Origin of the sequence: Micromonospora sp. LOL_023, assembly GCF_048060115.1 — a bacterium.
GTDB lineage: Bacteria > Actinomycetota > Actinomycetes > Mycobacteriales > Micromonosporaceae > Micromonospora_E.
In genome coordinates this window covers 1-9038 of sequence record NZ_JBHMIM010000105.1, presented here as the reverse complement: position 1 = coordinate 9038, position 9038 = coordinate 1, and the positions used below count along the sequence as shown (strand labels likewise).

Annotated in this window: 11 protein-coding genes and 1 pseudogene; 4 read left to right on the top strand and 8 right to left on the bottom strand. The window is 68.7% G+C overall.

Annotated features, from left to right (window positions below; translation table 11 throughout):
• The 4 genes from ACFHVL_RS30210 to ACFHVL_RS30195 all read right to left on the bottom strand — a co-directional run.
• Nucleotides 1–271, bottom strand: a 271-nt coding sequence (locus ACFHVL_RS30210; RefSeq protein ID WP_416631965.1) for an asparaginase domain-containing protein, incomplete at its 3' end; no start/stop codon positions are given.
• 118 nt (nucleotides 272–389) lie between these two features.
• A complete protein-coding gene (locus tag ACFHVL_RS30205; protein WP_416631963.1) occupies nucleotides 390–1943 on the bottom strand; it encodes a helix-turn-helix transcriptional regulator in 1554 nt (517 codons plus the stop codon).
• Between the two features lie 309 nt (nucleotides 1944–2252).
• The gene (locus ACFHVL_RS30200; protein WP_416631961.1) at nucleotides 2253–2885 is read right to left on the bottom strand and encodes a GNAT family N-acetyltransferase; all 633 of its coding nucleotides are present in this window, start codon (nucleotides 2883–2885) and stop codon (nucleotides 2253–2255) included.
• Nucleotides 2870–3235: a hypothetical protein gene (locus tag ACFHVL_RS30195; RefSeq protein WP_416631959.1), complete on the bottom strand. Its 366-nt coding sequence runs from the start codon at nucleotides 3233–3235 to the stop codon at nucleotides 2870–2872. The genes ACFHVL_RS30200 and ACFHVL_RS30195 overlap by 16 nt, the downstream gene beginning before the upstream one ends.
• A 406-nt stretch (nucleotides 3236–3641) precedes the next feature.
• Here ACFHVL_RS30195 and ACFHVL_RS30190 point away from each other — a divergent pair, with 406 nt between their 5' ends.
• Nucleotides 3642–4682, top strand: a complete 1041-nt coding sequence (locus tag ACFHVL_RS30190) for an NAD-dependent epimerase/dehydratase family protein (protein WP_416631957.1) — start codon at nucleotides 3642–3644, stop codon at nucleotides 4680–4682.
• Here the strand turns inward: ACFHVL_RS30190 and ACFHVL_RS30185 are convergent.
• Together ACFHVL_RS30185 and ACFHVL_RS30180 are read right to left on the bottom strand one after the other, a co-directional pair.
• Nucleotides 4668–5609: a hypothetical protein gene (locus tag ACFHVL_RS30185; protein WP_416631967.1), complete on the bottom strand. Its 942-nt coding sequence runs from the start codon at nucleotides 5607–5609 to the stop codon at nucleotides 4668–4670. The two genes, ACFHVL_RS30190 and ACFHVL_RS30185, sit on opposite strands and share 15 nt — an antisense overlap.
• 234 nt (nucleotides 5610–5843) lie before the next feature.
• A pseudogene (locus tag ACFHVL_RS30180) lies at nucleotides 5844–6032 on the bottom strand (helix-turn-helix transcriptional regulator); the annotation flags it as partial.
• 182 nt (nucleotides 6033–6214) lie between these two features.
• Between ACFHVL_RS30180 and ACFHVL_RS30175 the strand changes: the two are divergent.
• The 3 genes from ACFHVL_RS30175 to cutA are packed head-to-tail and all read left to right on the top strand — an operon-like array spanning nucleotide 6215 to nucleotide 7748.
• Entirely contained in the window at nucleotides 6215–6976 is a 762-nt protein-coding gene (locus tag ACFHVL_RS30175; protein WP_416631955.1) for a DddA-like double-stranded DNA deaminase toxin, read from the top strand.
• A complete protein-coding gene (locus tag ACFHVL_RS30170) occupies nucleotides 6973–7383 on the top strand; it encodes an Imm1 family immunity protein (RefSeq protein WP_416631953.1) in 411 nt (136 codons plus the stop codon). Before ACFHVL_RS30175 ends, ACFHVL_RS30170 begins: the two co-directional genes overlap by 4 nt.
• A gap of 35 nt (nucleotides 7384–7418) precedes the next feature.
• Nucleotides 7419–7748, top strand: a complete 330-nt coding sequence (gene cutA / locus ACFHVL_RS30165) for a divalent-cation tolerance protein CutA (protein ID WP_416631951.1) — start codon at nucleotides 7419–7421, stop codon at nucleotides 7746–7748.
• A gap of 95 nt (nucleotides 7749–7843) precedes the next feature.
• Here cutA and ACFHVL_RS30160 read toward each other — a convergent pair whose 3' ends face one another.
• Nucleotides 7844–8383: a GNAT family N-acetyltransferase gene (locus tag ACFHVL_RS30160; protein WP_416631949.1), complete on the bottom strand. Its 540-nt coding sequence runs from the start codon at nucleotides 8381–8383 to the stop codon at nucleotides 7844–7846.
• Nucleotides 8384–8459: 76 nt separating this feature from the next.
• Nucleotides 8460–8828: a hypothetical protein gene (locus ACFHVL_RS30155; protein WP_416631947.1), complete on the bottom strand. Its 369-nt coding sequence runs from the start codon at nucleotides 8826–8828 to the stop codon at nucleotides 8460–8462.
• Between the last annotated feature and the right edge of the window lie 210 nt (nucleotides 8829–9038).

The window sequence follows — 9038 nt, the reverse complement described above, 5'->3', positions numbered from 1 at the left end:
GGTGGTGGAGCAGGTCGAGCAGGTAGGCGGTTTCCTCGATGGTGTCGGTGCCCTGGGTGACGACGACACCGATCGCGCCGTCGGCCAGGGCGCGCGTCGCGGCGGTGTGCAGGTCGGTGAGGTCGGCGACGGTGAGGCTCGCGCCGGGTCGGCGGCGGAAGTCGACGACGTCGACCGCGATCCGGGCGTCCGCGAGTCCGGGTACGGCGTCGACGAGTTGCTGGGCGGTCAGGGTGGGGCTGACCGCACCGCCGTCGGTGCCGCTGGTCATGGCGATGGTGCCGCCGAGGCCGAACACCACCACCCGTGGCGTGGGCGTTGCCGGAGTTGAGGACACCGGGTTCCTTCCGTACGGACGGGGGATCGTTTCGCGGGGTGTCGGGAGCCTATTACGGCAGCGAGCCGACGAATCGGCACGCCCGGTCGACGCCGTCGAGGCAGAGCAGGCGGCTGCGGGGTTCGGCGATGCCGGCCAGTCCGTGGTCGCCGAATTCGGCGCACCGGTGGCGCAGGCGGGTCCAGTCCAGGTTCAGGTAGTCGGCGAGTGCCTGCATGCGGGTGCCGGTGGTGTCGCCGGCGATGACGGAGTGGGCCTGTACGTGTGCGGCGGCGTCGCGGTATTCGGTGATGACGGCGTGCTGATCGGTGACGTCGACGTGCCATACCCCGTCGGCGCGGAGCCAGGTGGCGACGATCGCCCGCTGGGGGGTGAGGACGAGGCCGGGTAGCGTGCCGTACTCGGGTTCGTCGGTGACGGCGGTGTCGATGCCGAAGGATTCCATCAACGCGACCGCCAACAGCAGGAGTATCCGTTCCGACTCGGTGGACGTTTCCACAGCGGATCGGGGGACGCAGAACATCCTTGTCGCCCGTTGGGAGCCGGTGGCGGACCGCGTCGCGGTCGCTTTCAGATAGTGCAGCTTGTGGCGGAAGAGCAGCCAGGTGCTGGCTTCTTCACCGGTCTGTTCCCGCGTCCAGAAGGTGGGGGTCTCGGTGAGCCGGTCCCATTGGCGGCTGATGTGGTCGGCGCAGAACGCCGAGCCGAGCCACATCCGTGACACAGTGTCCAGGTCGTCGCCGATGTCTGCGCTGACGGCGGACCGGGTGAGGCGGCTGTATTCGGCTGCGGCGGTCCGGGTGGTGTCGAGGCGGGCGTCGTCGAGCAGGAGCGACTGGTCCAGGTTGGCCACGGCCCACAGCACCGCTGCGGCGATGGCGTCGAGCTGGTAGGCGCGGGGAATGAGCAGGCGGACGTCGTCGCCGGCGTCAACCAGCCGCTGCGACGCGTGGCGGGAGTCCAGCCCGAACAGCCCATCGCTGGTGGACGTGACGGCTTGTCCCACGACGATCCGGCGCTGCAGCGGATACCGCCACCGTCTACCGGCATCGGTCCGGGGGATCGTCGCGACGATCCGGCCGTCGTCGGTCGCCGGGTAGATCTCCACCTCGACGGACGCGCCGGGGAAATGCCGCCCGCCCGGTGCGGGAATGGTGTGATCCGCCCTGGCGGATTGGACCGTTGCGCCGATCGCTGGCGCGATCATCGACGCGAGATCGCCGCCAGCCGGTTCGGCGGGACGCGACCGTGGATGGACCGACAGGAGGTTGGAGGCTGGTGGGCGATCCAGGGCTGCCTCGGCTGCCGCGCCCCACCGGGCCCGCAGCGCCGTCTCGGACCGCTGCGATTGGTATTGCTTCTCCAAACGGCGGTAGGCGTCATAGGCGTTGAGCAGGCCACCGCCTGCGGTGAGGATCGTGTCGCACTGCTGCCAGAAGACTCGGTCGACCACCTGCCGGCCGGCTTCCACGTTCGCTACGGTGCTGCGGGTGCTGAAGACCAGCTGCGCGATGTCCTTCTGCACGAGTCCGCGCGCTGTACGAAGCTCGCGCAGCTTCCGGCCGAGCGCGTGCTTCGCGTCCCGCAGATGCCGTTGATCAATCATCGAGTTGTCCCTGGCTCGCCGTCTGCTGGTCGGGTGTCGGACAACGACCTGATTGAGGTTGTCGGCCCAGAGATCCCTTCAGGACACCAATCCGAAAGATCCTCGTTATGGTGCGGGAAACACCGCGCTCCTCGTGGTCGCATCCACTCAACGCCTCATTCTCGATGTCGGACACCCCCGACAGAAGATCTCGACACTTCAGATCACCCGTGTCGAGAGTCAACGCCGTTGGCAGGGAAGCCCAATGCACTGGCAGGGGGCGGGTGGGGCCGTGGTTGCACGGCGGCCCACCCCAACGGCATCTGCGGCTCAGCCGACGCGCAGCGCTGCGGTCATGGGTGGTTGGTCGGGTGGTGCGCCGCCCCGACGCATCGCCCACAGCGGCGGCCCGCCGGCCGGCAGGTGGGCCACCCGGACGATCCGGTAGCCGTGGCGCAGGTAGAACGCCTGGGACCGTGGGCTGCTCGCCTCGACCACGGCCGGCATCCCGATCCGGTCCAGCCGGGCATGTTGCGCGGCGAGCAGTGTCGCCCCGATGCCCTGGCGTCGTAACCAGGGTGCCGCCGCGAGGAACGCCAAATGGTGGTGTCGGCCGGTCGCCTCCATGCGGCCAGCGGTAAAGGTGTAGTGCGCGTACGGGCCGTGGCGGTCACCGCAGGCCCGCAACCGCCGCCGCTGATGCTCCGCACCGAGCAGCCGGTCGAACGGATGCGGGTACCAGATCGCCACCCCGTCGCAGTGCCCGACCACATCGACGATCCCGTGCCGGACGCCGAACTCCAGCTCGGCGGTGAAGAACTGATGCATCGTCAGGTACCGCAGGGCGTGATCGCTGATCAGCCACGCCACCACCGGGTCCAGCACACACGACTGCGCCAACAACTCGGCCAACGGCTCCACATCGGCGGCTGTGGCGGTCCGTACGGTCAGCACGGCCGCCACGTCCACACCAGGAACCGGTCGAACAACTCCGCCGCCGTCACGTCGGGCAGGTCGAACGCCGCCTCGGTCATCCGCTCCACCGCGTACGTCGCCAACGCGACCGGCCCGAACACGTCGGCCAACTCGACTCGCGCCACCAGACACGGCCACAACTCTGCGCAGCCGGCACACGACCACGACGGCCGCACCGCCACATGACCACCACCGCCGCCGCTGTCAGCCGCCGGGTCCACGCCGGCAACATCGCGGTACGCCGCACCGCCGACCCGGCCGACCCCAGGCTGCCCGTCATGTCGGACGACCAGCACCCCACCACCGGCGGCGGCCAGGTCCCGCAACTGCTCCCTCACCGCGACCACCGCCCCCGGTTCACCCGAGCTGCGTCCACCGCAGCCCGACCCACAGCACCGGTCCGACCAGCACCGGGCGCGCCGGCCGGCCCGGTCGGGCTGAACCGCATCGAATGCCGAGGCGCACAATCCGGACACCGCAACGTCGCCCCACACACCGGACACCACCGCTGCTTCAACCGGAACGTGAAGAAGCCGAGCATGAATCCGGCAGCCAAGCCCAGCATGGTGAACGCCAGCAGTCTTCCCACAACCGTCTCCCGCAAGATCGAACGGACACGAATCACGTGCCCACTGAGCGAACTCGCCCGATCTCGTTGTCGGCTACGTATCGCGCCGACGGCAGCAATCGGCTGACACTCCGGGCACATCAGCCGTCGATCCGTCGGTGCGCCATGATGAGGGAATGCGGCTGCTGATCCTGGGCGGGACCTGGTTCCTCGGACGCCACCTGGCCGAACGGGCACTCTCCGCCGGCTGGGCGGTCACCACCTTCAACCGGGGTACGTCAGCAGCCGACACCCCTGGGGTCTCCGCTGTCCACGGCGACCGGGAGAACCCCGACGACCTCCACCGGCTGGCCGACCACGGCCCGTGGGACGCCGCGATCGACACCATCGGCTACGTCCCGAACCAGGTCCTGGCCGCCGCGTCGGCGCTGGCCCCCGTCGTCGGGCACTACGTCTACCTGTCCACTATCAACGTCTACACCGGTTGGCCGGACCAGCCGCTCGACGAGGACTCCCCTGTCTTCGACTGCCCACCGGACGCCGGAGCTGACTTCGGGGCAGACCTCGGCTACGCCGGCCAGTACGGCGCGCTCAAAGCCGGCTGCGAACAGGCGGTGACAGCGACTGTCGGCACCGACAAGACGACGATCCTGCGCCCCGGCGTGATCCTCGGCCGCTACGAGTACGTAGGCCGGCTCACCTGGTGGCTCGCCCGCGCCGCCCGAGGCGGCCCACTTCTGGCACCCGCCCCGGCGACACGCCCGATCCAGCCGATCGACGTACGCGACGTCGCCGACTTCGCCCTCCGCTGCGCCCGCCACGGCACGTCGGGCACCTTCAACATCACCGCCCCGGCAGGGCACGCCACGTTCGCGGACCTGGTCACCGGCTGCATCACGACAACCGGATCGGACGCGGAGCCGGTCTGGGCCGACCCCGCCTGGCTGACCGCACACGGCGTCGAGCAGTGGACCGGCCTGCCGCTGTGGCGTACCCACGCCGGAGTGTGGGCCGTCGACAGCTCACGGGCACACGCCGCCGGACTGCGCTGCGCACCTCTGACCGCGACCATCGACGACACCTGGGCGTGGCTGACCGAGGGCGGAAGCTGGATCGTCGGCGAGGGCGAAGCGGCCCGCGCCGCCGACCACGGCCTGCCGCATGACCGCGAACGCGAACTGCTGACCGAGTGGCAGCGCAGCTCAAACGCCAGGTAGCGCCGGAATCTCCGGCCGTACGGCCACGAACGCCTCGGCCCGGTCGGCAGTCGACCGGGCGATCGAGCTGGCACGCCACCGACGATCGTTGAGTGAGCCTCGGAGACTGTCGATCCGGCCGATCAGCCCGGCACGACGCCACTGCGGCGGCATCGCCCACACCGGCGCGAGCGTCGGCTCCACCGCGTCGAGCTGCCCGCCCAGCAGCAGGCAGGCCGCCAGGTCGACGCGGGCTTCCGCCACGACCGTCGGCCACTGCGCATGGGTCGCCGCCGCCAGGTCGAGAGCACGGCGCGCCGCGTCGGTGGCCTGCGCGACCTGGCCGACCTGCAGCAGTGCGGTCCCGTCGCAACGGGCCTGCTGCTCGACCGTGAACCCGAACTCGCCGCCAACGACGTCATGCAGTTCGTCACGACCGGCCTGGCTGCGGGCGTCCGCTGCGATTGCGATCGCGGACACCACCGCGCCCGCATCTCCCCGGTACGCCAGGGCACGAGCAAGGACGCTGTACGCGCGGACCCGCGCGACGCCGGCCGGGGCGAGGTCGGCGGTGGTCTGTGCGTAGTGAACGGCGTCGTCGACCTGCCCGGTCCAGTAGGCGATGGTTGCCTGCATCCCTCTGGCGTAGGCGCACGCACCGGCGTGGCCGACGATCTCGCCGTAGGCGTAGGCCGCTCGGGCGTACTGCATCGCCGGTGACCACAGGCCAAGGTCGACGCTTTCGCTGGCCAACAGCGCTGCGGCCTGGGCGGTGATCAGGTACAGCTCGGCCTGCTGCGCCGGCCTGCGGGTGTGCTCCAGCAGGCGCACCGCGAGATCGCGAATCCGAAGGGTCTCGCCGACGATCTGCTGCAGCTCCAGCTCCGGGAAGCGCCTCGCCAGCCGGCTGACGTCGTCTCGCAACTGCTCGATAGCAACATCTGACACTGCCAATGCACCTGCGTTCAAAGCGTGTTCACGGGTCTCGTGCGCGGCCTGCACGATCGATCGGACAGCCCCACCCTGGCCGAACTCTGACGGGACCTCCGGGATCGTCTCGGCCGAGGACCGGCTGGCCATCTGATCAACTTTATGCCGCCGGTGCTGCGACTCGACACGGTCAAACGCCGCCAGCAAGTCACCACCGGCGTCCAGCAGCTTGTCTGCCCGGTGCCAAAAGTCGCGCGGCGCTCGCTGACGACCGGTCTCTACGTTCGCCACACTGCTGCGGTGGTAGTGGATCAACCTCGACAACTGATGCTGCGTGTAACCGGCCGCCTGCCGCAACACCGCCAACCGATGACCCAAGACGCGACGCACCTGCAAAAGATCATCGACCGGCGACTCTTGATCACCCCAACCCTCGGCCATACACAAATGATCTCGTATCCGCCGCCCAACGTGGAGGTGCCGGTTGTCAACATTTTGTCGGCGGGCTCCGATGATCGTTTACGTTGCTCAACTGCAGCTACGGTGACCTCATGACCTCGGCCAACCCGACGATGCACCCACCCGGCCGTCCGAACGAAACCGTCAGCTGACGGGTCAAACAGATGAGCATGGCCGAACTTGGCAATCGCCTGCAACGGATACTCGACGAGATCACCCGCGAGAGAAGCCGCATTGCCGCCGTTGCTGGCATTCTTTCGGAGGAGCAGTCCAAGGCAAGATTTCTCCTGGCCGGAAGCGACCAGCTCTCGACAGGCGGGGTCGTCAGCATGGTCCACCTATCGTCGGAAAAGTTGCAAGAAGCAGACCAACTTCTACACAGCGCTGCGACAACGCTTGTCGACTACGCCGGCAGCATCGGGATAAGGCTCCGCATGTCCCCGACGAGCCGGCCAAGTACCGCGCGGCCATCGTCACGCCAGGATACCGCGCCTGCCACATCTACCACACTCGATGAACATTCGAAGAGCATCCCAAAGTGGATCGCCGAGGCAAGCCGCCGATTACCGAGACGGAAGCCAAAAGACCCAACATCCGGAATAGCCTTCATCGACGGCGAACAGATTCCAATGAGGTCCGGCCGAGATCCAAGCGCCGCCGCAGACCTAAAGCCCCGCTACCGGATGATAGCTACCACTACAGATCACTTAGAAGCAAAACTTGCCGCGCGCATGCGTCGAGAGCAAATCAAGGAGGCCAGCCTGATCACGAACAACGCCCCCTGCGACTATGAGCCATACGGATGCGACGCCATTCTGCCCCGACTGCTACCGGCCGGCTCCAGGTTGACGGTCTTCGTCCGCGATGATGACGGGCAGGTGAGGCTCTGGCGCACCTACACTGGCAACGGAAGGGCGATCGCATGAAGGTGAACTGGACCTACGACAAGGGCAGCCGCAGGGAGAACCACAGCGCTGCCGCAACAGACGCCGCAGTCCTGGACTCGCTCCTGCGCGAGGTCCAACAGCGCGCCGAGCCCGTTGTCGTGACCATCTATGACGAGGAAGCCGCTGACCCGGACGAGCTGCCGCCCGGTCTGCAACTCGGACTCGGCCACCCCACGCACGCCTTCGTCGGCTACGTCGCCGACGACGGGTACCACCTCACCGCCCCAGACGTTCAGCCGCCGGCTGCCGACATCAGCTTCGACCTAGGCGGCGTCCCGACCGAGTACCCCGCCGAGCACCTCCGCCTTCGACCCGAGACCGCCATCGCGGCAGCAGTCACGTACCTGCGCTCCGGCGGCGAACCGCCTACCCTACCGGCTCGATGAATCGCTGAGGGTCGCCTGCGAAGGAGGCAGCGTCGATGTCCGATCCTCAGCATTGCCAGGTCATCACCGCTACCGACTCCCGTGCGGTGGCGGAGACGCTGGCCGATACTGCGGTCGCGGCGCGGCTGGCTGCTTCCGCGCAGGTCGCCGGCCCGGTCAGGAGCACCTACTGGTGGCAGGGCGAGGTGGTGGCCGCCGAGGAGTGGCGGGCGACGTTCAGAACCACGGTCACCCGGTACGCGGAGTTGGAGGAGCACATCCGGGCACGTCACAACTACGACGTGCCCGGCATCGTGTGCATGCCGATCGTTGCCGGGTACGCGCCGTACCTCAAGTGGATGGCTGCCGAGACGAAGGAACGCTGACCGCTCACGCCACGTATGTCAGGTGCCGGTCGTCCAGCTCGGCGAGCGCCGGGACACAAGACTTGTTCCGGGTCAGGTAACGCAAGCCGCCCAGTTCAACCGACCCGCAGGGCTGCGGCCATCGGTGGTTGGTCGACCGGGTCACCGGAGCGGCGCATCGCCCACAACGGCGGCCCTCCCGCCGGCAAGTGGGCGACGCGGACGACGCGGTAGCCGTGGCGTTCGTAGAACACTCGCTGCCGTTGGCTGCTGGCCTCGACTACCGCCGGCATCCCGATCCGGTCGAGACGGGCATGTTGCGCGCCCAGCAGCGCCGACCCGATGCCCTTGCGTCTCAGCCAGGGTGCCGCCGCCAGAAACGCCAAGTGGTGGTGTCGGCCGGTCGGCTCCAGCCGGCCGGCCGTGAAGGTGTAGTGCGCGTACGGGCCATGCCGGTCACCGCAGGACCGCAACCTGCGCCGCTGATGCTCCGCACCCAGCAGCCGGTCCGCCGGGTGCGGATACCAGATCGCCACCCCGTCGCAGTGCCCGACCACATCGACGATCCCGTGCCGCACACCGAACTCCAACTCGGCGGTGAAGAACCGGTGCATCGTCAGGTACCGCAACGCGTGATCGTTGATCAGCCACGCCACCACTGGATCCACCACACACGACTGCGCCAACAACTCCCCAACGGCTCGACGTCGGCGGACGTGGCGGTCCGTACGGTCAGCACGGCCGCCACGTCCACACCAGGAACCGGTCGAACAACTCCGTCGCCGTCACGTCGGGCAGGTCGAACGCCGCCTCGGTCATCCGCTCCACCGCATACGTCGCCAACGCGACCGGCCCGAACACGGCCGCCAACTCGACCCGCGCCACCGCACACGGCCACGCCCCGCCACAGCCGGCACACGACCACGACGGCCGCACCGCCACATGACCACCACCGCGGCCGCCGCTGTCGGCCGCCGGCTCCACACCGGGCACATCGCGGTACGCAGCACCGCCGACCCGGACGACCCCAGGCTGCCCGTCATGTCGGACGACCAGCACCCCACCACCGGCGGCGGCCAGATCCCGCAACTCCTCCCTCACCGCGACCACCGACCACGGTTCACCCGAGCCGCGTCCACAGCCGCCCAACCGACAGCCCTCGCCCGACCAGCACCAGCCGCACCGGGCGCGCCGGCCGGCCCGGTCGGGCTGAACCGCATCGAATGCCGAGGCGCACAATCCGCACGGCCCCGGCGTTGTTCCTCTATGCCTGATTTGATCACGGTTTGTTAGATGCGGTAGACGGCGAAG

What these genes read in the sequence shown, in the direction of transcription:
- ACFHVL_RS30170 (WP_416631953.1), top strand. Translation starts at nt 6,973, where the DNA reads ATGAAGGTGAACTGGACCTACGACAAGGGCAGCCGCAGGGAGAACCAC.
- cutA (WP_416631951.1), top strand. Translation starts at nt 7,419, where the DNA reads ATGTCCGATCCTCAGCATTGCCAGGTCATCACCGCTACCGACTCCCGT.
- ACFHVL_RS30190 (WP_416631957.1), top strand. Translation starts at nt 3,642, where the DNA reads ATGCGGCTGCTGATCCTGGGCGGGACCTGGTTCCTCGGACGCCACCTG.
- ACFHVL_RS30205 (WP_416631963.1), bottom strand. Translation starts at nt 1,943, where the DNA reads ATGATTGATCAACGGCATCTGCGGGACGCGAAGCACGCGCTCGGCCGG.
- ACFHVL_RS30175 (WP_416631955.1), top strand. Translation starts at nt 6,215, where the DNA reads ATGAGCATGGCCGAACTTGGCAATCGCCTGCAACGGATACTCGACGAG.